Origin of the sequence: Clostridium merdae, assembly GCF_900176635.1 — a bacterium.
Classification (GTDB): domain Bacteria; phylum Bacillota; class Clostridia; order Oscillospirales; family Acutalibacteraceae; genus Faecalispora; species Faecalispora merdae.
In genome coordinates, this window is sequence record NZ_FXLN01000004.1 from 1,027,546 (window position 1) to 1,052,495 (window position 24,950).

Consider the following 24,950-nt stretch of genomic DNA (forward strand, 5'->3'; position numbering starts at 1 on the left):
TTTATATTGCAAATTGCGAGGTGCTTCTATGGCAGACAATCAAATTCGTCACTTATTCCCGGGTAATAATACAAGCCAAGGCTTTTTCTCTTATTTTGCTTATATACTACCCTTACCGCAAACCAAGCGTTTTTATTGCCTGAAGGGCGGGCCCGGCGTGGGGAAATCCACCCTTTTAAAACACATTGGTGACCGCATGGCGCTGGAGGGATTCGACCTTGAGTACATGCACTGTGCCTCTGACCCCGATTCTCTGGACGGCCTTGTAATCCCCGCCTTGGGTGTGGCGTTAGTAGATGGAACCGCGCCGCACGTAACCGACCCTGTTTACCCTGCCGCAGTCGATGAAATTGTTAATTTAGGGGAGTATTGGGACGACGAAGGCATTCGGGAAAACCGTGATGAAATTGTGCGTATTAGTGGAGAAAACAAGCAGCAATACAAACACGCATACAAATATTTAGCGGCGGCTAAGAGCCTTATGGACGACGTGACCGAGACGCTGGAGCTTGTAACAGACAAAGCCGGTGCTCTTTCCCAGGCACGGCACATTATTAACAATGAGCTGTCGCAAATCCCGATTACGGGTAAAATGGGGACTATCCGCCGTTTATTTGCAAGTGCCATTACTCCATCCGGTGTGGTGTATCATTTGGATTCGCTCTCAAACTGCGCGACAAAAGTGTATTTAATTCAGAATCTTTGGGGAATTGGTGTACATGAATTGCTGGAAAAAGTTACGGCAGAAGCGGTATTCCGTGGGTTAGATGTTGAGCGGTACTATTGCCCCTTAGCACCAGACACCCGCATTGAGCACGTATTTATTCCGGAATTAAAGGTCGCATTTATTTCAGAGCCGGTGGGTTATTCTTGGAGCCACGTGGGTGACTCTGTAATTGATATGACTCAATATACTGACAAATTACTCACTGACGCCCAGATTGAAGCAATTGACTTTAGCGCAAAGAATTACCATATGCTCATTGCACAGGCGGTTAGTGCTCTTTCCAGAACCAAAAAGCTGCACGACGAGCTGGAAGCCTATTATATTCCACACATGAATTTTGCAGGTGTACAGAAAAAAGAAGAAGAGATTTGCGAGCAGATTCTTTCTTTGGCAAACCTGCCGGATTAATTTTTCACCTGCAACCCTATCTATAAAAGGAAAGCCGCCGAAATATCGGCGGCTTTCCTTTGTGTTATTCAAATACCTTTTTATAAAGCAATACTGGTAATTCGGTTTCATAGGAGGAGAGCTTGCCCACCAAATTAATAAAATGGGGTGTTTCTGTATGCCGTTTGAGTGCCTCTAAATCTACCCATTCTTCAATTAATGTTAGATGATGTGCATTGTCTAATTCCTGAAACAACTCGTAGGATATACAACCCTCTTCTTGAACCGTTTCATCAATCAACAATCGATATAATTGCAATGCTTCTGTTAAACAACCCTCTTTAATGATACTTCTAGCAACTACTTTTATCATAAAGTTCATTCTCCTTTTTATTTTATGATACACCATACACATATTTTAGGCAAATAAGAATAAGCCTTTTACTTATAGCAACACTAACTGTAAATTAGTTTGTAGAAATAAAGGAGATTACTTCCATGTCTACGAAAACAGTTGACGGAAATCAGGCTGCGGCTTACGCCTCTTACATGATGACAGAGGTTGCTTCCATCTTCCCCATCACTCCCTCTTCCCCCATGGCAGAGCATGTGGATCAATGGGCAACCGAAGGGAAGCAAAATCTATTCGGACAGCCGGTAAAGGTTGTAGAAATGCAGTCGGAAGCAGGAGCGGCTGGTGCCATGCACGGGGCTTTGCAGGCCGGTGCACTCGGTACTACCTACACCGCCTCACAAGGCCTGCTGCTCATGGTACCCAATATTTATAAAATGGTTGGCGAGCTGCTGCCCGGTGTTCTTCACGTTTCTGCCCGTGCGCTTGCGACTCATGCTTTATCTATTTTTGGTGACCACCAAGACGTCATGGCTTGCCGCCAAACCGGAGCCATTATGCTGGCCTCCACCAATGTGCAGCAGGTTGTGGATCATGCTTTCCTTGCTCACTTTTGTGCCATTAAAGCGAGTTTGCCTGTAATACACTTCTTTGATGGCTTTCGTACCTCTCATGAATACCAGAAAATTGAAGTTCCAGAATACGAGCAGGTTCTGCCTCTGCTCGACCAAAAGGCATTGCAGGCGTTTAAAGAAAGAGCGCTTAACCCAAATCACCCCGTGGCAAGGGGAACTGCACAAAACCCAGATATTTATTTTCAGGGACGTGAAGTACAAAACCCCTATTTTGACCGTGTTCCCGGCATTTTAGAAGAGCTTATGCAGTCCTACTCCAAAATTACAGGCAGAGAATTCCAGTTGTTCTCCTACTATGGAGCACCGGATGCAACTCATGTGATTATCGCAATGGGCTCTGTATGCGACACCATTCGCGAAGTGGTTGACCAGCTTACCGCAGAGGGCAAAAAGGTGGGTGTTGTAAGTGTTCATCTTTACCGGCCGTTCTCTGCCGAGCACCTTCTAAACGCCTTGCCGGAAAGCGTACGCTCTATTTCTGTGCTGGACCGCACCAAGGAACCTGGCTCCATTGGTGAACCTTTGTATTTGGATGTAAGCAAGGTTGTTTTAGAGCAAAGAAAGAATGTGAGCATTTTCGGTGGACGGTACGGTCTAGGCTCAAAAGATACCCGCCCCGGGCATATTTTGGCTGTCTTTCACAATATGGATGAAGAAACGCCTCTTCCCCGTTTTACAATTGGAATTGATGATGACGTAACCATGCTCTCTTTGGCTGAAATTGAGCCAAAACACGAGTCGACAAGCATCAATTGTAAGTTCTGGGGATTAGGCTCCGACGGAACGGTGGGGGCGAACAAATCTGCCGTAAAGATTATTGGAGAGAACTCCAATAAATATGTGCAGGCCTATTTTTCTTATGACAGTAAAAAATCGGGCGGAACTACGACTTCTCACCTTCGTTTTGGTGATAACCCCATCCGTTCCCCCTATTTAATTGACCGAGCGGATTATATTGCCTGCCACAACAAAAGCTTTCTTTATAATTACGATATTTTAAGCGGCATCAAAGAAGAAGGTATTTTTGTATTAAACTGCAACTGGTCTGGCGACGAGCTCGAGCACAATCTTCCGGAGGCACTCAAACGTACTATCGCACAAAAAAGGCTGAAGTTTTACACGGTGGATGCGATTGATATAGCATCAAAAATTGGCCTTGGCAATCGCATTAATATGATTATGCAGTCAGCATTTTTTAAGCTTGTACCAGTAATTCCACTTGACCAAGCGGTTACCCTGCTCAAGGAGGGTATCCTCAAAGCCTACGGCAAAAAGGGACAAAAGGTGGTTGAGATGAACTATGCCGCAGTAGATGCCGGCATACAGGCTCTGCACCAAGTGGAAGTTCCCGAACAATGGGGGCAAGAGACTTCCTCTACTTTGAGCAGTTCCAAAAAAGAAACAAATGAACCGGAGTTCATTTCTCGTATTCAAAGGGTGATGGCACGAGATGAAGGCAACGATTTGCCGGTTAGTGCATTTTTAGATATGCCGGATGGTACCTTCCCACTTGGAACCACTGCCTATGAAAAACGCGGTATTGCCGTTATGCTGCCGGAATGGCAAATTGAGCGCTGCATACAGTGCGGTATGTGTTCTTATGTTTGCCCCCACGCTACCATTCGCATGATGGTGCTTGACGAAGAGGAAACAAAGCGTAAGCCAGAATCCTTTGAGACCAAGCAGGCAACCGGAAAAGGGCTGGAAAACTACCAAATGCGCATTCAGGTAAGCCCCTTAGATTGCACCGGTTGCGGCAACTGTGCAGATGTTTGCCCGGCTAAGGGTAAGGCACTGATTATGAAGCCCGCTGACCAAGAGGAAGCACAGCGCAGTAATTGGGAATTTGCGATGACTCTAACCGAAAAGAGGGATTTAATCCCCTCAAGCACCGTGAAAGGCAGCCAGCTATGCAGACCACTTCTTGAATTCAACGGTGCTTGCCCCGGATGTGGAGAAACACCATATGTAAAGCTAGTTACGCAGTTGTTTGGTGACCGCATGCTCATTGCAAACGCGACTGGCTGTTCCTCAATTTGGGGTGCCAGCGCTCCCTCCATTGCGTATGCTGCGAATGCAAATGGGAAAGGCCCCGCTTGGGCTAACTCCTTGTTTGAGGATAATGCAGAATTTGGCTACGGTATGTATTTGGGCTCAAAGCAAATTCGTGAAAACCTCGCATTACAGGTGGAAGAAGCTTTGCAGCAGCCAAAGCTGGAAGAACCACTGCGCACTGCACTCTCCAATTGGCTAGAGGCATTTTTCTCCGGAACAGCAGCAAAAGAGGAATCCAAGGCGTTAATTTCCGCATTGGAAAAAGCGAACACAAACAATTGCCCTCAATTACAAAAGATACGCGATATGCAGGATTACCTGGTAAAGCAATCTGTTTGGATTATTGGAGGCGACGGCTGGGCCTATGATATTGGTTACGGTGGGCTTGACCATGTGCTGGCAAGCGGTGAGGATGTAAATCTTTTGGTTTTGGATACCGAAATCTACTCCAATACCGGAGGGCAAGCCTCCAAATCTACCCCAATTGGCGCGGTAGCCAAATTTGCGGCAGCTGGTAAACGAACCCGTAAGAAAGACCTTGGTATGATGGCAATGAGCTATAAGAACGTTTATGTAGCGAAAATTGCAATGGGTGCAAACTATATTCAAACACTGCAAGCCATTATGGAAGCTGAGCGCTACCCCGGGCCATCCCTCATTATTGCTTACTCACCCTGTGTAAGCCACGGTATTATTAAGGGGATGGGAACGAGCATGAACGAAGAGAAAAGAGCTGTAAACGCTGGTTATTGGCACCTATACCGCTACAATCCCATGCTAAAAGCGCAAGACAAAGCTCCGTTTGTGTTGGATTCTAAGCAGCCTGCAGAGCCATACCGCGATTTCCTCAAGGGTGAGCTGAGGTACACGCAGATGATTTCTGCTAACCCAGAGAGCGCAGACCAGCTTATGGAGGAAGCAGAAAAGAACGCGCATAATAGTTACGAACTGTACAAGCAGATGGCAGAGGATAAGCTATTCTAAGTTTCCTCAAACTCCTCTTTAAATTAGAAGTTTTAATTATTTAGTTTAGAGTCATTGCTTGGCTAGTAAAAGAAGTGTTGCGCTTGGGCAAGGCTTTCTGCTGGCGCAGGGCTTTGCCCCTCGTGTCTTGTGCTATCTTTTTTTATTTAGTAAGGGTCTTTGCTTTGTTGGAGAAGAAGAATTCCGCTTGGGCGCAAGGTATTCTGCTGGCGCAGGGCTTTGCCCCTCGTGCCGGGGCGGGCACCTACTTTCACGAAAGGGTGAAAGTAGGCAAAGGCCTTCCAAAGGGAGAGTATCGATTCTCTCCCTTTGGATTCCCTCTCAACGACCAAAGGCTCTGCCTTTGGAATCCGACTGAGCTCCCGCTCTGCATCTGTTTTCCGCACAGGAACAAGCCTGTGCGTTGCAGATTGCAAGTAAGGTTCTGCATTACCACTCGTAAATGAAACAAGTACCTAGCTACCAAACCTATTTCTGCGATAGAGCGCGTTGCCCGTAAATCGAAGAAGCACCAGTGAAAGCGATATTCAATGAGCAAAAGGAAGCTGCACAGCCGTTTTTAGCTGTGCAGCCTTTTTTCTATTATTTCATGGTAAGCAAACTATTTTTCATTCGTATCCACATAGTCTTTTGCGTGTTCAATGTCTGGCTTTGAGGGAATTGTAACCTGTGAAATGTGCTTTACCTTATGAATCTCTGCCAAAGGTGCTGTGTCGTGGCGTTCTACTGGAATACGAGCATGCTTATCTTTTTCAGGCATTTGTATGGTCTCCTTTTTAATTTATATCAATCATATTTTTTTTTAAAATAAACCTAGACTCCCAATACAATCATTGTATCTCCATTCGGCAAGCGGGCGATTCCCGCTTCGAACATTTTCGCCATTTGCACTATCATTTGCTCTCGCTGTGCCAAATCTTCAATATGAAGGCACAACGGGTCGCCTCCTACAATTTGGTCTGGATTATTTGAAAAATACACCAGAATTTGTGGGTCATTGGTCATTTTTATTCTCCTCTCAGAAGCCTCAGCGACTCATGATTCTACGCACTTTACGGCTGTTTTCAAGCACAGGGGTATTTTTAATTGCGGCAATCATTCGCCCAATGTCGCGATCTACCGGAACCATTGCGATTACCATTTTATCGTGCTCGATACTACGCTTAATATAGTGGTAGGTTTTCACGCCCAAGGCACTAGCAGCTTCAAACAAAATAGCCTGTCGCTGCCCGGCGTTTTCTAACGTAGCGCGAAACTGCTCTTTTTTCGGGGTAAGAACTACGGCCAAGCCTTGGTTTAGCAGTAAATCCGTTGCGACGGGGGAACCAGCTGCCCCCGTTACATACACTTCATCCACAAACAGAATCGAGCCGCTCTCTATATGAATTTCTCCCTGCTTTACTTCACAAATATCGCCAATGCTCTTCCCCTTGGTTAATCGTTTGAGCAAAAAGATAGAAAGCATGCCGAGTATAACAGAAGCGATAATGGAATAGGAGCGAGAGAACGTATCGGTAAGAAGTACCACCGAGGACGTTATCATCGATGAAATCATGGAGATATAGTTTCGCGCCTCATAGGTTTTCGAAATTCCATCAATGTACGCATTCCCGCGGCGCGCGAAGCCGGAGGACTCGAGGTTATCCAAACTCTCTTGCTCCATTTTGCGAATATCTCGAAAATGCTGAACTGCCAACGCCAAAAAGGTAAAGGCGGCATAGTCCTTTTCCAACAAAGCGGGAATCGCAACTGCACCCAGTGCGGCAGCTATAAAACCAGCGAACAAATGAATAAACTGGCCGTCTGGATAGGTAGGCGTTTGCCGGTAATCCACCACCAGTGTTATGGCACGGGCAATGGTACCTACCAATATGCCCAGTCCAATTGCCCACGCATAGGTTATACTTATCATTTCTGAAAATATCGGCATATTCTTCCCTCTCGTTCTCACTTAATTAATATTAAGTATCAAATGCACTGCTTTTCGTATTTCCTTATGGCTGGTGCAGCGGCACAACGATATAACAATATGTGTGGAACCGGTATTGACGGCGTACACACATAAGGAGTCGCACTTTAATTTACTGCAATTGACTTTGCATATTGGGAGATATACTCGATATACGCACTCCATTCATCTTCATTTCCCCACCTTTTCGCCCACTCTGCTTTACGTAGTATATTTCCCTAAAATATAGAAAAAATGTAGTAAATACAAAGAAGAATCACAACCCATACTAGGAAATTTAAAAGCGACCTATCAAGCATTTGGAAAAGCCAGTGTCAAAATGGCACTGGCTTTTCCTTCGTTTTCTCTACTATATTTAAAAAGCCTACTCAAAGCGTTAGAAATATGGTGTAGTTAAATTACAAATTTAATGGAAGCTTATATAAACCAGTAGCAGAATCCAAAACAAACCCATTTCGCTTCAGCAATTTTATGGAATCAAAATTTTCTGGAACAGGGTCCGCAACGATTTGCACCGGCCTTTCAAGTGTGCAAATAAGTTGACACAGCTGCTGAACAATTATACTGCCCAGACCTTTTTTGAGAAAAGGTTCTTCCCCGATTAGGTAATCAATACAAAATGTACCCTGCGGCTCATTGTCCCATTCAAATCCCTGTGGTGTTTTCGAACAATCATAATACTGGCAAAAACCAATCGGCATTGCATCATACAAAACGATATAATGGTTTAACCATTCAAATTTGCCGTTGTCATTTCGTATTTCAAACAGCCATTCTTCTGGTTCCCCATACCATTTTTGAATATAGTCTTTGTTAAGCCATACCTCTATTGCTAATAGATCGCTTTTCTTTACGGAACGTAGAGAAATCACATTCGTATCCATGATTTTATTCACACAACTTTCCACCTTGTTTTTTATTGGGGGAATATATTCATATTATCATATTTCTTCCCACTTTACTTCGTTTCCCTTGAAAAATTAGATGGAACCATCGTTTTGAAAAGCTACTCTAAAGCTAAAAACAGAATCAACCGCATCCGGTTAGAAATGCGGTTGGTTCCGTAAGTGTTTTTGTCCGTTTGGGTATGCTTTTTAGTGCCTGTTGTCATCCTGCCTTGGTGGTTTAATGCAAGATTCCATTCTCGGGTTTACTGCTTGCTGAGCGTTTTTTACGGACATCTGTTGCTCTTTTGCACTGCTGTTTTTCACGGTATTCTTTTTCTCGTTGTTCATAATACCTCCAAATCGTCGTTACTATTGTGGAGTTGATTCGCTTACACGGTTATTATTTCCGAATAACGTATTCGAATACCTCTTCTTTCTTTTTCTCTCTAAATATAAAAATACTGCGGCTCATTTTTATGAGCCGCAGTATAATGATAGATTTCACAGTTAAGTTGCGAATGCAAGGTGATTTATCCTCCAACCGTTTCGGCGCTTTTTCTTTCTGTTCGGTAGTCTTTTTCAGTATGCGCCGCAACTTCTTCCGAAAAAGTATAGCCAACAGCTGGGGAATCGACGCCATCAAACGCCGGGTAGGCGGGCTCGCCGTGTTCGCAAACATCGAGTCCAAGCACTTCTTCCTCGGGGGTCACACGAATTCGTTTGAAAATCAACTGTGTTACACCTAAGGCAATAGCGGTGCCAATCAAAGAAAGAACCAGTGTAATTCCAATCGCAATAAGCTGGCGTACTAACAATTCGGTCTGACCAAAGAACAAGCCATTCCATTTTACTGCATCTGCACTGGGGTCCGGGTTAAAACCTTTTACCGCGAAAACACCGGTGGCAATTGCACCCCAAACGCCGCCAATGCCATGGCAGCCAAAGGCATCGAGAGAATCGTCATACCCAAACTTAGGTTTTACAACGGTAATAAAGAAATAGCATATTGGGCTAACCAATGCACCAATTAGTAGCGAAGCCCAAATGGGTACAAAGCCTGCACCGGGCGTAATGGCTACCAAGCCCACCACAATACCAGTTGAAACACCGGAGAGTGTCGTTTTCCCCTTGTGCATTTTTTCAATCAGCATCCAAGAGAGAAGTGCGGCCGCACAAGCGGTATTGGTCGTCATAAATGCGTGAACCGCTAAGGTGTTTGCCGCCCCCGCACTGCCTGCGTTAAAGCCGAACCAGCCAAACCACAAGAGTGCCGCCCCAAGAAATACGAGAGGCATATTATGCGCGCGGCTTTCTTCTATTTCAGTCTTTTTGCGTTTGCCGAGCCAAATGGCCGCCATAAGAGCGCTAACACCAGAGCTGATGTGAACCACCGTGCCGCCAGCAAAATCAATTGCTCCCAGCTCCATGAGATAGCCGCCACCCCAAACCATGTGTGCCAGTGGGTAGTAAACCACAATGGACCATAGGGTGATAAAAAGAATCAGTGCGGAAAAACGCATTCTACCAATGAGTGCGCCGGTAATCAAAGCCGGAGTGATGATGGCAAACATCATCTGGAATACGGCAAAGCAAACCGTTGTTGGTGCATACGCTGTTGCCGCAGAATCCTCTGTAAAATTCATACCAAACCAGCTTAAATCACCTATGATTCCACCGGCTCCCCCACTGAAAGACAGGGAGAAGCCGAACAAAACCCATAAAATGGAAGCAAGCCCCAGTATAAAAGCAGATGACATAATGGTATTTACTATATTTTTGCGACCCGCCATACCGCCGTAAAAAAGAGCCAGACCGGGTGTCATAATTAAAACAAGAGCGGAAGAGGTTAGCATCCAAGAGATGTCCCCTGAGTTTACTGTATTCATTCGTTTTCCTCCTCATAATTGTTCGATTGCGTCTCTGGCACTCCTTACACTTGCAAAGAATTGCATACACTTGTAATGAGAACCAAATCGTATATCGCAGCAATTCCTTTTGGATGATCGCCGGCCAACCACCTAAGAAAGGCCTCACTCGCGGTGCTGGTTGCACCATGAATGAGGCCTCTTTGCCGAATCACTGAATTAAATTACTAAAATAATATCACACCATTTTATGAAAATCAATCCGGAATATCTTACGAGAGTTTTTTCACTAAACTTATGAAAACTGTTTAGAAAAGAGGTACTGCCACTTTTTTCTTCCCCAAACATGCTCATTTACTGCAAAATAAGGCGTAGTTTGGCACCAAGACCGAAACAAACCATTTATGCTATTCTTTCACTTCAAAGCTCTCCGAATGAAAATTAGAATAATAGCGCCCTGCGGTTACCGTAAACTTTAAAACGCAATAGTCAGGGTCAGTAACGCCACCCCGGTAGTACTATGTGTCTCCGTTCTGCCAAATCATTTCTTTACTTGCAGCATCCTCCAGCACCTCTGCCGTACCAATCAGCATGACTCCGCGATAAAATCTTTTATCACAAAAATAGAGGCTCGCTTTCGGATTCATACGATACTGCGCCACTCTCATAGAAGATGTATTCGTCGTAAAGTAAAAAGTACGAATTCCCTCTCTTCTTCTTGGCGAAAGCATTGCCTTGGTATTGGGAAATCCATTTTCATCTACGGAACTAATGTAAGCAATTTTCTGTTTATCAATCATATTACCAATTGTTTTTTCCGCGTCTCTTAACATGTTACTACCTCTTAATTAAAGCATAGCAATTTGCTGGCCAATAGTAAATCACCCGCTTTTTATGGATATTTTGCTCGATAAGTCCTATTCTTTTAGCACCAGCTTCATGCCATCTTCTTTCATAATGTCATTATCAATCGACTGCATTATACCTATTGCTTTCAAAGCTTTAGGCCTCTAACTGTTAGGTAATACTCCGATTGAGCTTTCGGTACTCCCCCGGGGCACAGCCTGCAATCCGTTTAAAAACCACGCTGAAATACTGCGGATTGTTATAACCAACCTTTTCTGAAATTTCGTAGGTCTTAAACTCTGTTTCTACCAGCAGGCTCATTGCCTTTTTCACGCGCAGCTCCATGAGGTAATCGCTGAGATTAACGCCCTGGTATTTCTTAAAAAGAGTGCTGATATAGCTTGGTGTAAGGTGAACCTCCTCTGCAATTCGGTTTAGTGACAAATCCTCCTGATGAAAATTCGACTCAATAAACGATAGCACCTGCCGCAAAACGGCAGCATGAGATACACTGCTATTCTTCAGTTCCTCAAAGCGCACAAGAGTTTGTCCCTCCTGTAAATGAGACTCGAGCATATTTTTCATTTCCAATGCCTGCGTAGCTTCTGTATATGATTTTAATAGGTTAGCGCAGCTATTGCAAAGTGAACCTGCACCCGCCGCCAGCGAAACACCTTGGTTTTCCCTTACCTGTTGAAATAGCTCCTCCAAACGGGTGAAGAATTCTTGTTGCTCCCTTTCCGAAAGCTGTTCTGAAAAATTCACGACCAAGTTCAAATAAATATCTCCCACAAAATAATAAACGCCAATCGTTGGTTGGTTAAGGCTGCTTTGCAGCAGCTCCCCAATTTTATTGCAAAGCTGTTTTTTTTGCCATAGCAATATCTCTGCCTCACGCTCACTGCGCTTCCCAACATGAATACACACAACACAAAACACGGGGCTGATAAACTGAATATGAAGCCGCTTTGCACGCTCTGCAAAATCCGATTCATTCTGGTAATTGACGACTAAATCGTAGAAAAACTTATTTTTAAGCAAGGTGCGGCTGCGATTAATCATCTCTACATTATCTTTCTGGTCATCCGACTCTTTCGCCGCCTTAAGCACCGCCTTGAGCACTTCTGAATTGTGCTCGTATTTCATTACATATTGGCAAACCTTATAATTTAAAGCCAGCTGCGCATATTTAAAATCGCCGTATGCGGTCAATAAAACCACCTTAATGTGTGGATACAGGCGGTACACCGCTTCCATAAGCTCTACGCCATCCATAAACGGCATTTTTATATCACTAAGGATAATATCGGGCAGGCAGCTCGGTATCATCTCCAGGCATTCTCTGCCGTTGCTCGCTGTGCCTACCACTTCAATGCCATTTTCTTTCCAATGGATGCTCTGCTTCATCCCCGCTCGAATAATCTGGTCATCATCAACAATGAGAAGCCTATGCATCAAACGATTCCCCTTTCTCACCCTTCGCGAGCGGTATTACAAGACTTGCCTGCGTATAAACCCCCGGTACACTTTCCAGCTCTACTCCAGATTCCTCCCCGAAGTACAGCTTTAGGCGCGTATTTACATTTCGTAGACCAAAGTACTTGGTATGGTTTATCTCTGGGGGCAACCGCAGTGTACTGCGCAAATCTTCAAGACACTCAGGCTCAATTCCCACGCCATCATCAAATACGGTCAACATAATCTTGGTCTCCTGTATTTCACCGCTGACCAAAATCATGCCGATACCATCCTTTGTTTTAATCCCGTGGTAAATTGCGTTTTCCACAAGGGGCTGAAGGCTCAGCTTTAATATTTGTGTGGATAAGAGGGATTCTTTTACATTGATTTCATATTCAAAATCGTCACCGTAGCGCATTTTCTGTATTTCAAGGTAGCTTGCTACGTGCTCCAGCTCTTCTTTGAGCGTTACGATTTCTTTTCCACCGCTAATCCCTAGCCTGTAAAAGCGTGCGAGTTCCACACACATATCACTGGCCATATTGTTATTGCGCATGTTTACAAGCTGACGAATAGAGCCAATGGTATTGTACAAAAAATGCGGCTTGATTTGCTCTTGAAGAGCCAAAAGCTGCATTTTTGTTTTCTGCTCCTGTTCACGGCGCACCTGTGCAAGAAGCTCTGTAACCGTTACCTTTAAATAAGACAAGCCATGTGCCAGCACACCAATTTCATTTCCGGCGTCCACCTGAAAGCTGACGCTCATATCTCCATTATCAAACTTAATGACCTGATCCGAAAGGTACTCAATGGGTTTTGAAATACTTTTAGCAAGTACATTCGAAAGCCAAACAACCAGAAATATAAGCGCTAGCACCAACACCAGCAATATGTATTTAAATTCTCCGGCTGTGCTTAAAAGGTCACTTTCCGGCATTACGGCAGCTACAATCCAATTGTTTGCCTCAATGCTCTGGTAGGTAACAATCATTCGCTGGTTGGTTACGCTTTGCAAAGCCATACTGCCACTCGAGCCAAAATGCTCTTTTAGCTTTTCTACTGCGGAAAGCGTTAGGCAATACCGATTTTGCATAGAGGCTGAGGAGAGTGTACCGTCTTTGCTAATGAGCATCATGTACCCGTTTTCGGACACATGAACGTTATCGAGTATGGCTGAGAAATAGCTGCTATTTAAATTAAACAGTAAAATTCCGCTGGAGGATGATTGCGGAGAGCCAATCAAGCGAAACACAGAAATGACCTTATGTGGCACCATGGTTTGGAACACATCATCTCGGTGCTCATTGAGCCAATACACCCCATGAGGGGATGAATTGTACTTTTTCATCCATTGCGGCAAAGAAAGCCCAATGTGCTTTGGAACGTCATTTACAAAATACTTTACTTCTACCCCTCTGTTATTGCAAAAGTATAGGGAATCTACCATTTGATCGTAATTGCGGTAGATTTCTTCCATACTGCCATAGCAAGCCATCAGACTTTTAAAATCTTCCTCCGCCGAGCTTTCGCTAAGGAGAAGCGTGTTTACCGCAGGGCTATTTGAAAGATTCAACATCTGAGTGAAAGCGGTCATCATTTTATCATTCAGCAGAACTGAAATTTGGCTTACCATACTCTGCGATAAGAAAGAGGCGTTCTTTTTAATATTATTGGTTTCAAAAAAGTACGCAAATAGACCGATAATTAGCACAGCGGCTAATACTACCGGCAAAAAAAGGAGCATAATCTGCTTTTTAATTGGCTTTTGAAACACCTTTTTCAAGACCCAGCGCCCCTTTTAAAATCGCTCTACCTAACGTTTTTTACAATGAATAGAATAGGTTAACTTCTATCAAAGTCCCTTTTGGCAGATTCCAATAGGCTTGCCCATTGGTCGAGCATCTCTTTTGCTGAGAGGCTCCCGGTCATCACCTTTTGTATCTTTGGTTCCATTTGAGCTTGAATATCACTGTATTGCGGCAAGTAAACCGGAGCCAGAATCTGAGCCGAGCCATCTTTACCTTCTACTATTTTTTCTGCCAGTAATAAGTAATCTGGGCGATAATCAGAATAAACCGTACTCAACTCTGTACTCACAGGAACCTCCCCTTGGGTTTTACAGCGGGGAATCTGCACTTCTGCACCGCAATACAACGTCATTGCCTGAAAGGCAGCGTCTTTTACCTTCGACTTGGAATTCATGCTTACGGAGCGCATAGCAACAAAGCGCATTTGCTGTCCGCTCTCTTTTGATTTAGGGAATACCGCCGCACGGTACCGTGTTTTATCTCCGTAAAACGCCATTGCAATCGAGGTTCCCGAACCAAAGTTGTGAAAAATGATACCCGCCTTTCCTGCTTGGAAGGACTGCGTGAGCTGCGTCCACCCTTTCACCAAATCATCCTGTGCGGAATAGCGATTATACAGGCCAAGGTATTGCTGGGCAAACTCAACATTGCGAGGATTGTTGATGGTACATTTGCCGTTTTTATCGAAGTAATTCGGTATACCCGAATACGCATACATAAGAGCCTCTAACGTATTACTGCTGCCCGGGCCGCCGCGCAGTGCAATGCCATACTGGTCATTCTCACGGTTCGTCAGTGTTTGCGTTGCCGTAAAAAATTCTTCCCACGTTTGTGGAACAGAAAGCCCCGCAGACTGCAATAGGTCTGGCCGTACCCACATACCCCACGGCTGCATGGAGAACGGGAGTGTATAGAGCTGGTGCTGCTTGGGGTCGTACGCACGCGCTTGCGCAATGGCAGCGCTGCTCAAAGAATTCCGTTCACTCCAAGTATTATAAAAAGCATCCAATGGTTCATAAAAACCATACTTTATGTATTTGGAATCGTAAAAATCCGTAAAATCCGGCGCAGTGTCTGACGCAATTGCAACATCCAGCTTCTGCATAAAGGTGGATGAATCCCCCGGAAGTCCCAAATACTCCAGCTTGATTTCGGGATTCTTTTCTTTGAGTAATTGCTGAAAACGGATAAAATCTTGGTCACGTTCCGGTGTGGAACAATAGGTCCAAAACTTGACCGTAGTTTGAGGGGTACTGCTCACAGCACTCTCACTGGGAGGAACGGTAGCAGAACCAGAACAGCCGCTAAGCAGCATGGCAAACACTCCCAAAAGGGAAAAAGCGGCTTTGGGGAGCCTGTTTTGTTCCTTCTTTTGGCGGAATAAAATAGAAAACGGGAAAGAATATGTGACGTTTTTCAACCTTTTACTCACATAGACTCCCCCTTTATGTAAAATGATAGCTTAAGATAATTATAGAAGCTTAAAAGAATTTGTCAATTAAATATAAAAGTTTTGTGGTTCAGTTAATAAATTTGATAGCAAACGCTGAGCTTCTATTTTTACTTTTCACACACAAAAAGCCGCCAAAGTCCTTGCAAACACTCGATTGCGTGAACACTTTGACGGCGAGAGCGCCTATTCACATTTCTTTTTGATTACGACTTCTTTTTCTTGGTATTTATAGGGGATGAAATATTCTGTATGGCCTAGTCGCTCCGCGTTCGTCAGTTCACCGGAGCAAATCTTTATTACATTCTTACACAAATCCTTGCAAAGCTCTTCCAGTGAAACTTCGCCGCTGAGTGCTGGCCCTGCGTTAAAGTCCATATCCCCCCTCATACGAAGAAAGGTGGCGTTATTGCCCGTAATTTTAAACACAGGCGCTACTGCACTACCAACCACATTCCCGCGCCCTGTTACCAAAAACACCAACTGGCAGCCGCAAGAAATCAAATCCATAAGCCCCTCGTTGTCATTGGGATTAGTGTACCCAAACCCCATCCAATAAGGGTCCGGCGTACTGTCGAGCAGCCAAAGCCCCTGCTCTGGCGGTTGCTGCGATACCTTTATCACTCCGTTTATTGGGCGACTTCCGCTTTTAATCACGGCACCCATGCTTTTTTCTTCGATGGATGAAAGCCCACCAGCAAAATTTCCCGGAGAAACAGAATATTGACGAACCGATTTGCAGTATTCCAAGGCTTTGTTGTAGGTGTGCTCCAATTGCTCCTTTGCATTGGTATTCGCCGCACGCTTTAGAAGCAGATCTTTGAGCCCGATTGCCTCTACAATTTCTTCAAACACGGCAGTACCACCCAAATCAATAAGTTTATCGTAAAAGCGCCCAACAATTACGTTGCCGGCAAGCCCGGAGGTATAATCAGAGCCGCCGCATTCTGCACCTACTACTAAGTCGGAAAAGCCCATGGGAACAACGGGAGTACGCTTAAGCTCTTCTAACAAAGCTGCTGCTTGGCGCAAACCATAGGCAATGGATGGTTCTGTACCGCCCTGCTCCTGCACAAAAAACCAATGCGCTACCCTGCCGGATTCCTTTGCTTTTTCAGCAAGATACTTTGGCTGTACATATTCACAGCCAAGCCCAACCGCAAGTACAGCCCCTACGTTTGGGTGACGAATAAGAGCCAAAAGCAGGCGTACCGCATACTCGTTGTCGCAGCAGCCGTCAAAGCCAACCACTTCTACATCTTTGTTGCCGGTACGAAGAGCAATCTCTTTTGCAACATGAGCGGAACACTCTACCGTATACACAATCAATAGCTTATTGCGTATTCCTTTTCTGCCGTCCTGCCGTAGGTAACCTTTCCAGCATATGTTCTCATACTCTTTCATTGTCCACTCTCTCCAAACATTGCTTTACTAATGAAAATTTAACTGGTATCCGTTCTTTCCCACTCGCATGAGGGGTTCTTTGCTATGAATGTTACTCATAATGTGTATCCGTAGGGGCACCGGTTACAACGTCTAAGCTGGAGGATCTGGCGTCGTACAGGCTTTTCATATTATGAAGATGTACCCACTGCCCAATTGAAATATCTTTGGTAGCACAGCCGATTACCACACCATATTTTACAATGGTCTCCCCATTTGCAATGTTGCAGAGCGCAAGCTTGTGCCCGGTGGGTATTTCTTCTGCAACGGTTATAGTTTCCTGAACCGGGTCGCCATGAACGGCGGCAGTTCCCGGCTCTAAATCTTCGAGCGCGGTAGCCACGTTGTCTGCCTTATCTATTTGAAAAACAGCCTGCCCGCTCATGCTTACTCCCCCTCTTATAAAATGCCAAATTTAGCGAATGCATCGGTTGCGGTCATGCCACCCTCAATGGCCTTACGCACCACTTTTTCTCCTGCGGCCTTTTCCAAAGCCTTTTCAAACACTTCGGTCTCGTATTTTTGTGGGATGATTAAGACGCCGTCCATATCCCCAAACACGATGTCTCCGGAATTCACCCAAACATCACCAATCTCAATGGGGCAACGAAAATCGACCACTTGTGTACGAACAGAGGAATCCTGTGCGTAACAGCCACAGCTAAATACCGGCCAATTTTGCTCTAGCACCTGTGGGGTATCGCGGTGCCAGCCATTCACAACCGCTCCCGCCGCTTTTCTGGTTCTGGCGGTGGCGGTGAGCAGCTCACCCCAATATGCACAGCGCTTGGTTCCTCCGGTTGCAATGTAAATTTCATCCTCTTCTAGCTGATCAAGTGCCTCTGTTAACAGGCCAAATGGCTTTTTCTGCGGGCCAAATACATCAATCATCAATACCGGCATTGCTCTGCCAACCAGCTTCATATCATCCCGAAGAGGGCGTACCTCCTGCGGGAGAAATTGATGATAACAGCCTAGGGCGTCCAAAATATCTCCCACAACAGGAGTGTATAAGCGTTCCTTTACGAGTGCGAACAGCTCCTTGTCATTCTTCCATTGTGCCATTACGAAACCCTCCCAAGTTTTTATGCCCATATTTCCCTATTTTGTGAATTAAAATCCAATTAAAGCGCCGCCGTCCACGGGGAGTGCTACTCCATTTACAAACTTAGCGGCGGCAGAGCAAAGGTATACGGCAGCCCAGCCAATGTCCTCCGGGTCACCAAAGCGGTTCATTGGGGTTCTGCCCAGTATCTTCTGCTGGCGTGGGGGGTCGTTATCTACTGCTTTATGGAACATAGGCGTATCAATCCAGCCAGGTGCAATCGCATTGACTCGAATCCCATCTGCCGAAACCTCTGCGGCAAGTGACCGAACCATGCCAAGATACGCCGATTTAGCCGCTGCATAGCCCATTACATAAGGCATACCGATAAAGGAGGTCATGGAAGCGGTAAACAAAATGCTGCCCTTCTTATTTTCTCTCATTTGAGGAACAAAGGCACGGGTGATGGCATAAGAGCCAACCACATGAACGTTTAGAACATCTGTAAAATCGGTAACAGACATTTCTTCAATCGGCTTCTTGCAATGGTTACCCGCATTGTTGCATAAAATGGTAACCTCACCGTGCTCCCGCTTTATTTGTTCAGCAATCTCCTGTGCACGGTCACTTTCCGTTACATCAAAGCAGTAATAGCTGGCACTGCTGCCCAGCTCCTCACAGGCTTTTTTTAGCTTTTCTTCATCTCTGGCTAATAGAATCACCTCGGCTCCTGCTGCAACCATGCACCTTGCCATTGCGAGCCCTAATCCGCTTGCTCCTCCGGTAATAACGGCGCGCTCCCCTTTTAGTGAAAATATGTTATTATAGTCCATCATATCGCTTAATCTCCCTTTCAATTTCCCATTCAAAATAAGCACAGGTGTCATCTCCTCCACAAAAGAGGAGATGACAATCTTTGTATATTACAGAGTTAATACTTTATAAGAAACGCAGTTGCGTTCAATCAATTCCCAATCCAATTCGGCGCCAATGCCCGGTGTTTTGGGAACGGTAATGATGCCGTGTTCATCAATGGGGAGAGTTCCCTTCATGGGGAACTGGAAGCTCTCTTCCGGAACAAAATACTCAAAGAAACGGCAATTGCGAATGGCGCAAGAAACGTGCAGGTTCACCATATCCATATAGGTCATGGTGGTGGTGTGCACCTCACAGCGCAAGCCGAAGCTGTCTGCCAAATGGGCGATTTTCAGTGTACCAGTAATGCCGCATTTCCAAGAAACATCCGCACGTACAATGTCTGCCGCACGCTGATTAATAGCCTGAGCAACGCCCCAATGAGCGCCGCGCGTTGTTTCGGTTGCAGCAATCGGAATATCTAACTTCTCACAAAGAGTTTTATATTTATAAAGCTCAAAATCACGGAAGGGCTCTTCAAACCACAGGTAATTGAGCCTCTCGAGCTGGCGGCCAACTACAATGGCTTCGTCGAGGCTGTACTCGCCTACGGGGTCAGACATTAGACCCATCTCCGGCCCTAGAACTTCTCTGAGCTTCTCGTGAATTTCCATATCGAACTCATAGGGGCCCGGCGGGTGCACCTTGTAGAAGGGAATACCTTTATTCTTATAATAAAGTGCCTCATTTACATAGGTATCCACCGAATCGTAAAACAGGCTGCTTGCATAAACCGGCAGGCTTTCGCGGTAAGCGCCTATGTATTGGTAAAGCGGGAGTCCCGCCGCTTTCGCGCAAATATCCCAAAGAGCTACGTCAACAGAGCCGGGAAGAAATACGGGAAAAAACGCCTCGTGACGGTCTAAATTCCAAAAATCGTAGAAGATTTTCTCTCGATCGTACGGGGAGCGACCCATTACCATTGGTGCTACGGTTTCGCATAAATACGATTCCGTCACCTGCCCAGAGCGTGCCGCCATCGCCGTTGCAATTCCCTCAATGCCGGTATCAGTCGTCAGTTTAATAACAACAACATCCCAGGGCATTTTTCCGCCGCCTCTTCTTTTTTCATCAAATAGGCATTGATCTCGTTTTACCCACCATGATTCAAATTTTACGATTTTCATTTTGCTCCGCCTTTCTCATCGGGCAATAAGGAAAACGTTTTCCCTATCTCGCCACTATTCTAGCATTCTGCTTAATCGAAGTCAATTGTATTGTAATCTAATTTTAATAAAAGCTATTTTTCTATTAAAATTAGGGTTTACCAAAAGTTACTTAGAAAGGAACAATTCGTTGCATCCACCAAATTCCTTTCTTTCTGTCTTTATTTATGTTATATTTTGTATATAACTCCAACGCTATTTGCTTAAAACCAGCGGTGAACCTGCCTATTAAGGCCTTTTACCGACTTTATTTATTTTAAGAGCTAGTTTGAAAGCTCTGCGGAAGGAATCGGTATGAAAGATAAAAAAGCAACCTTAAAAGATATTGCTGCCGAAGCAGATGTATCTCTTTCCACGGTGCACAAAGCACTTTACAACAAAACTGGCATTAGTGAAAAGGTGCGGCAAGAAATTCTTGCGATTGCAGATGCCATGGGGTATAAGCCCAATTATGTAGCCTCTTCCCTCAAAAGAAAGCCATTAAAAATAGCCTTTGTATTACCGCTACCTACAAACGGTACAAACCGTTATTTTTACTGCGATATTTGGAAGGGTATGCGTGCTTTTCAGGCAGAGGTTGCTGAATTCAATATTGAAATTCTCGATTTTGGCTTTTCAGGGCCTCTTACCAATCTGCCTAAAATGCTGGAGGAAGTGTACCTAAACCACAGCGACGAAATCTCCGGCCTTATTACACTTGCAGTAGAGACCCCTGCATTTACTTATTTTATGGAGCAATTCAGCAGAAAAAACATACCCACTGTCTTCGTTGTATCGGATTTACCACAAGTAAAGCGACTTTGCTGTGTGCGTGCACAGGATTTAATGGCAGGTAGTATGGCAGCCGAACTGATTTCTGGTTTTACCGGGAATCAGGGCAAGGCTCTAGTCGTTTCGGGCGATATTGCTGTTTCAACTCACTACATGAATGTAAGTGGGTTTGAGCAGTATCTTTCCAGAGTGGAAAACAACATGGTAATTACGACAATCTATAACCGCAGAGAGCCCGAATTTTTGTACCAAGATTTGCTTGAGCTACTAAAAAGAGATACGGAGATTCGTGCAATCTATTCCTGTACCGCCACCAATACGCCACCTGTATGCAAAGCCGTTTTAGATTCTGGCCGCAAGGATGAAATTACGGTGATAGGAAGCGACTTATTTTCAGAAAACCGAGAGATGCTGCTGCAAAATGTAATGAACGCCATTCTTTACAAAAAGCCTTTTCAGTATGGGTATCTCGGTTGCAAAACCTTGTTTGATTTTCTGGTAAAGAACGAGACCCCTGTGAGCGACAGCCTTTTTATTGAGCCGATAATCATAATGAAAAGCAACCTGTCTTTTTATGAGGGCGAAATATCCTGAAATGAACGAAAGCCGCTCTGGCTATGAATGAAAACGGTGACTGCAGATGTTTTCCTGCAATCACCGTTTTCTTATTGCCTATCTTTCTTAAACGGTGATCCCCTGTTGATAAAACCTTTGTGTTTTTAGCTGTAACGTCATCCGCATTACCCCTTAAGGGCGCCCTCCATAATTCCGCTGATAAAGTATTTCTGCATGCTCAAAAAGATAATTAGCAGCGGAATGAGAGATAAGATAATGGTTGCCGTTAAGGTACCGTACTGCCATGAGGCAGCTTCGTCCCTTAAGAATGTAATACCAACTGGCAGTGTCTGCGCTTTGGAGGTGGCCGTAAGCGTTCTACCATACGTAAACTCACCCCACACATTAATAAATGTAAAGATGATGACCGTAGCAATACCAGGCTTTACAACCGGGAGCATTATTTTAGAAAACACCTGCCAGTTGTTACAGCCGTCAATTGTAGCGGCTTCACCAAGGGTATTGGGAACATTGTTAAATTGACCACGCATAATAAATACAGACATGGGGAGGTTCGTTGCGATGTAAGGTAGAATGAGTCCCCATGAGGTATCGATTAAATCCATTTTCGATTCCATAATATAAATGGGAATTAAGTAAATAACATAGGGTAATGTTAGAATAAACAGTACAAAACCCAAATAAAAATTTTTAAATTTGAAATTCATTTTAGAGAAAGCGTAGCCCATGGATGCACTGAATACTACCGTTGCGAGCACGCTCCAAAGTGAAACCACTACCGAATTGCGAAAATACTTGAGGAAGTCTCCCATTTGAGTGATTACCTTAATGTAATGATCAAATGTTACCTTTGTTGGGAGAATGGTTAGGGTAGCCGCATAAATCTCATCATTGGTTTTGAGTGATGTAAGAAATGTCCACAAGAACGGTATGATAAAGACAAACGCCGTTAAGAGTAAAATAACAAAAAGGATGAAATTGACGGCTAGATTTTTTTCTTTCATACCTTCACCTTCTTTATCTTTGCATCGTCCCCTCTGTTCAGGAACATGTTAATGAGCGAGAGCAGCAAAATAACCACACCCATGAAATAAGCAATGGAGGAGGCATACCCCATTTCAAAATATTTAAACGCGTTGATCCATGTGTACTGGTACAGCACTAAGGTAGATGTACCAGGGCCGCCCTGCGTCATAATAAAGGGCTGCTCAAATACCTTTACCGCCTGAATAATTGCCCAGATACCACAGATTACGTAGCTTTCTTTTAAATTAGGAAGTGTAATATGTACGATGCGCTGGTACGCATTTGCTCCATCCACTCGAGCAGCCTCCATAATATCGTTCGAGATTGCCTGAAGCCCTGCCATAAACAAAATCACCAGCATACCAATGTTCTTCCAAAGGCTGACTACAATAATACTTACCATTGCCCAGTTACCTTCGCCCAACCAGTTTTGTGCCCAAGCATTCTGGTGCAAAACATCTGCCAAAAACCAGTTTAATAGGCCATACTGCTCGTTTAAAATCCACTGGAAGATAATACCGGTAAGTGAAAGCGGCACTACCACGGGCAAAAAAATACAGGTACGGAAGAACCCAGAGCCTTTTACGCCCTTATCGAGCATCATTGCCAAGATTAAAGAGATAATCATAACGCCCGGTAAAAATGCTATGGTAAAAATAAACGTATTCCAAAGAGCCGCCATAAAGTATGTATCCGAAAACATTTTTATGAAGTTATTAAAGCCAATAAAAATGGGATTCGGGTCGAAGCTAAAATTGTACTGTGTGAAGCTAAGATAAAGAGAACGGAATAAAGGGTAACCCATGTACAATGCCACAAAAAGAAAACCTGGAAGCATAAATGCATAGCCTGGAACTTGTTTTTTGAGGCTGAGTGAAAGCTTTTTCTTCATTTTCATACCTCCGCCGATTTCATGTAAAGCGTAAGCAAAATCAGCCATACCCGATTCGGTTATTTGTACAGGGGAACAATGTTCCCCTGTACAAACTCCCAGAACGGAATTGCGTATGTTACTTATTGAGTCCGGTTGTTAAATCTAACGTACCAATTAGTTTCTTCAGGTTATTCTGTGTATCTTCTACACTCTGGTCACCCTTAATGCACTTTTGCAGTTCAACCTGCACACTGGTGTCGAGCTTCGAGAAATCTTTGTACAAGGGAGTGGTAACGGCAGATTTGGTTGCCTCTACAACCGTCGGCCAATCTGCATTTTCAAGACCCTGGTAGTGTGCAAGCAACGGAGACATTTTGCCGTAGGTGTTCAGCGCCTTTACGTGGAATTCGGTCTTAAGCAGTTCTTCCTGAATAAAGAGCTTTGCCAGCTCGATTTTCGGGGAAGCCTTTGGAATCACTGCACCATGAATGTAAACCAATGAGCCGTGTGTATCGGTTCCAGGAACCGGGATAACCGTTGTGTTGTCTTTGCCTACATTCTGCTGGCACTCAATCCAACGGGAAGCGGCGGTCATGAGCATGGCTACCTTACCGGCTTTAAAATTGGTGCGGCCGGCATCCATGTCGGCAAAGGTATCAATTGGGGTAAAGCCGTCTTTTACCAGCTTGTTCCAGCTCGTAAGCAGGCTCTTCGACTCTGGGCTAGTAAAGTCGATGGTTTTGCCATCGGACTCATAAAAATTGCCTTTAATCCCCTGCAGTGCAGAGAGGTACGAGTAGGTCATAAAGTTGGTGCCCCAGTCAATAGAGAGACCGGTCTGCACGGTTTTGCCATCCTTTGTAATCGTTGCTTTTTTCGCATAATCGTATAGTTCATCCCATGTTTTGGGGGCTTCTACCTTACCATTTGCATCGGTAAGGCCAGCCTTCTTCATTAAGTCTTTGTTGGCAACAATAAACATGACTTCACCGGTAACGGGAATCATGTACTGCTTGCCTTCTACGTTACCTAGCTCAAGGAACGCCGGGAAGAACTTATCCTTTGCGTTGTCACCGGTAAAGAAGTCATCGCCGAACTCAACAATGTAATCCTTTGCGGCGTACTGTACGGCGTGCTCACGGCTGCCGCCGATTGCAATGTCGCAGTTCGTTTTTCCCTGAGACCATTGCAGCATGTTGGTGGTAACGTCTGCATTGTCGACCTTGTTGTAAACTACGGTTACACCGGGGTGCTTCTTTTCAAAGTCAGCCTTAATCCCCTCAAAATCGTATTTACCCATCATCCACGCCTGTGTTGTAACACGCAGCTCGCCCTTGAGTGCATCGCCATCCGCTCCAGAGGCGGCGCCTCCCGGTGCAGCAGAGCTACCTGCCGTAGAACCTCCACATGCCGTTGCTGAAATAAGCATTGCGGATGCCAATGTGAGTGCTAAGCCTTTTTTCAACCCTTTTTTCATAAACAAATCTCCTTCCTCAAAAAAAACATATCATTAACTCACCGGTCTTCCCCAAAAACCAAACCACTATCAAATCATTAGTTCTTCAAATTTTCTCAAAACTTTTTAGTGATTTTTTTTTAAAACCTGTAAGCTAGTGCTGAGTTACGGTGGTTTGCGCCCTCTGAATTTATGTAAGCAGCATTCAAAATTAAGGTGCAAAGGCATGAATAAACCTTTGCTTTTTGTCGCATT

Annotated in this window: 22 protein-coding genes and 1 pseudogene; 3 read left to right on the top strand and 20 right to left on the bottom strand. The window is 44.7% G+C overall.

Annotation, left to right across the window (positions count from 1 at the left end):
- Window positions 1-28: 28 nt before the first annotated feature.
- Window positions 29-1,135 (top strand): hypothetical protein, encoded by a 1,107-nt coding sequence (locus CAN90_RS10515; RefSeq protein ID WP_085833775.1) that lies wholly within the window; start codon window positions 29-31, stop codon window positions 1,133-1,135.
- A 64-nt stretch (window positions 1,136-1,199) separates the two neighbouring features.
- Here the strand turns inward: CAN90_RS10515 and CAN90_RS10520 are convergent, their stop codons facing one another.
- Window positions 1,200-1,487, bottom strand: coding sequence for a putative quinol monooxygenase (locus CAN90_RS10520; protein WP_159450369.1), 288 nt, complete (start codon window positions 1,485-1,487; stop codon window positions 1,200-1,202).
- A gap of 125 nt (window positions 1,488-1,612) precedes the next feature.
- On the opposite strand from CAN90_RS10520, the gene nifJ reads away from it, so the two are divergent.
- Complete coding sequence (gene nifJ / locus CAN90_RS10525) at window positions 1,613-5,140, top strand: pyruvate:ferredoxin (flavodoxin) oxidoreductase (protein WP_085833777.1); 3,528 nt, start codon at window positions 1,613-1,615, stop codon at window positions 5,138-5,140.
- A 146-nt stretch (window positions 5,141-5,286) separates the two neighbouring features.
- On the opposite strand, the gene CAN90_RS10530 is transcribed toward nifJ, so the two are convergent.
- The 16 genes and pseudogenes from CAN90_RS10530 to CAN90_RS10600 all read right to left on the bottom strand — a co-directional run bounded on the left by CAN90_RS10530 (window position 5,287) and on the right by CAN90_RS10600 (window position 19,953).
- Window positions 5,287-5,526: a hypothetical protein gene (locus CAN90_RS10530; protein ID WP_143750823.1), complete on the bottom strand. Its 240-nt coding sequence runs from the start codon at window positions 5,524-5,526 to the stop codon at window positions 5,287-5,289.
- Window positions 5,527-5,741: 215 nt separating this feature from the next.
- Window positions 5,742-5,900: a CDIF630_02480 family spore surface protein gene (locus CAN90_RS10535; RefSeq protein WP_085833779.1), complete on the bottom strand. Its 159-nt coding sequence runs from the start codon at window positions 5,898-5,900 to the stop codon at window positions 5,742-5,744.
- A 53-nt stretch (window positions 5,901-5,953) separates the two neighbouring features.
- On the bottom strand, window positions 5,954-6,145 hold the full coding sequence (locus CAN90_RS10540) for a capping complex subunit for YIEGIA (RefSeq protein WP_085833780.1): 192 nt from the start codon (window positions 6,143-6,145) through the stop codon (window positions 5,954-5,956).
- Window positions 6,146-6,167: 22 nt separating this feature from the next.
- The gene (locus tag CAN90_RS10545; RefSeq protein WP_242953631.1) at window positions 6,168-7,070 is read right to left on the bottom strand and encodes a YIEGIA domain-containing protein; all 903 of its coding nucleotides are present in this window, start codon (window positions 7,068-7,070) and stop codon (window positions 6,168-6,170) included.
- Window positions 7,071-7,507: 437 nt separating this feature from the next.
- Complete coding sequence (locus CAN90_RS10550) at window positions 7,508-8,005, bottom strand: GNAT family N-acetyltransferase (protein WP_085833781.1); 498 nt, start codon at window positions 8,003-8,005, stop codon at window positions 7,508-7,510.
- Between the two features lie 198 nt (window positions 8,006-8,203).
- Entirely contained in the window at window positions 8,204-8,344 is a 141-nt protein-coding gene (locus CAN90_RS13605; protein ID WP_159450370.1) for a hypothetical protein, read from the bottom strand.
- Window positions 8,345-8,526: 182 nt separating this feature from the next.
- On the bottom strand, window positions 8,527-9,882 hold the full coding sequence (locus tag CAN90_RS10555; RefSeq protein ID WP_085833782.1) for an ammonium transporter: 1,356 nt from the start codon (window positions 9,880-9,882) through the stop codon (window positions 8,527-8,529).
- A 386-nt stretch (window positions 9,883-10,268) separates the two neighbouring features.
- Window positions 10,269-10,694, bottom strand: a pseudogene (locus tag CAN90_RS10560) (pyridoxamine 5'-phosphate oxidase family protein).
- 184 nt (window positions 10,695-10,878) lie between these two features.
- Window positions 10,879-12,162 (bottom strand): response regulator transcription factor, encoded by a 1,284-nt coding sequence (locus tag CAN90_RS10565; protein ID WP_085833783.1) that lies wholly within the window; start codon window positions 12,160-12,162, stop codon window positions 10,879-10,881.
- Window positions 12,155-13,939 carry a sensor histidine kinase gene (locus CAN90_RS10570; protein ID WP_242953668.1) on the bottom strand — a complete coding sequence of 595 codons (1,785 nt, stop codon included), beginning with the start codon at window positions 13,937-13,939 and terminating at the stop codon, window positions 12,155-12,157. The genes CAN90_RS10565 and CAN90_RS10570 overlap by 8 nt, the downstream gene beginning before the upstream one ends.
- A 68-nt stretch (window positions 13,940-14,007) precedes the next feature.
- Window positions 14,008-15,405 carry an ABC transporter substrate-binding protein gene (locus CAN90_RS10575; RefSeq protein ID WP_242953632.1) on the bottom strand — a complete coding sequence of 466 codons (1,398 nt, stop codon included), beginning with the start codon at window positions 15,403-15,405 and terminating at the stop codon, window positions 14,008-14,010.
- A gap of 204 nt (window positions 15,406-15,609) precedes the next feature.
- Window positions 15,610-16,827, bottom strand: coding sequence for a UxaA family hydrolase (locus tag CAN90_RS10580; RefSeq protein ID WP_085833785.1), 1,218 nt, complete (start codon window positions 16,825-16,827; stop codon window positions 15,610-15,612).
- 91 nt (window positions 16,828-16,918) lie between these two features.
- Window positions 16,919-17,251 (bottom strand): UxaA family hydrolase, encoded by a 333-nt coding sequence (locus CAN90_RS10585; protein ID WP_085833786.1) that lies wholly within the window; start codon window positions 17,249-17,251, stop codon window positions 16,919-16,921.
- Window positions 17,252-17,265: 14 nt separating this feature from the next.
- Window positions 17,266-17,931 (bottom strand): RraA family protein, encoded by a 666-nt coding sequence (locus tag CAN90_RS10590; RefSeq protein WP_085833787.1) that lies wholly within the window; start codon window positions 17,929-17,931, stop codon window positions 17,266-17,268.
- A gap of 48 nt (window positions 17,932-17,979) precedes the next feature.
- Window positions 17,980-18,747, bottom strand: a complete 768-nt coding sequence (locus tag CAN90_RS10595) for an SDR family NAD(P)-dependent oxidoreductase (protein WP_085834347.1) — start codon at window positions 18,745-18,747, stop codon at window positions 17,980-17,982.
- A gap of 87 nt (window positions 18,748-18,834) precedes the next feature.
- The gene (locus CAN90_RS10600) at window positions 18,835-19,953 is read right to left on the bottom strand and encodes an enolase C-terminal domain-like protein (RefSeq protein ID WP_085833788.1); all 1,119 of its coding nucleotides are present in this window, start codon (window positions 19,951-19,953) and stop codon (window positions 18,835-18,837) included.
- A 333-nt stretch (window positions 19,954-20,286) separates the two neighbouring features.
- On the opposite strand from CAN90_RS10600, the gene CAN90_RS10605 reads away from it, so the two are divergent.
- Window positions 20,287-21,357, top strand: coding sequence for a LacI family DNA-binding transcriptional regulator (locus CAN90_RS10605; RefSeq protein WP_085833789.1), 1,071 nt, complete (start codon window positions 20,287-20,289; stop codon window positions 21,355-21,357).
- 146 nt (window positions 21,358-21,503) lie between these two features.
- Here CAN90_RS10605 and CAN90_RS10610 read toward each other — a convergent pair whose 3' ends face one another.
- From CAN90_RS10610 to CAN90_RS10620, 3 genes are all read right to left on the bottom strand, one after another.
- Window positions 21,504-22,343 carry a carbohydrate ABC transporter permease gene (locus CAN90_RS10610; RefSeq protein ID WP_085833790.1) on the bottom strand — a complete coding sequence of 280 codons (840 nt, stop codon included), beginning with the start codon at window positions 22,341-22,343 and terminating at the stop codon, window positions 21,504-21,506.
- Entirely contained in the window at window positions 22,340-23,257 is a 918-nt protein-coding gene (locus tag CAN90_RS10615) for a carbohydrate ABC transporter permease (protein WP_085834348.1), read from the bottom strand. Before CAN90_RS10615 ends, CAN90_RS10610 begins: the two co-directional genes overlap by 4 nt.
- A 118-nt stretch (window positions 23,258-23,375) precedes the next feature.
- Window positions 23,376-24,716: an ABC transporter substrate-binding protein gene (locus tag CAN90_RS10620; RefSeq protein WP_085833791.1), complete on the bottom strand. Its 1,341-nt coding sequence runs from the start codon at window positions 24,714-24,716 to the stop codon at window positions 23,376-23,378.
- Window positions 24,717-24,950: the final 234 nt, after the last annotated feature.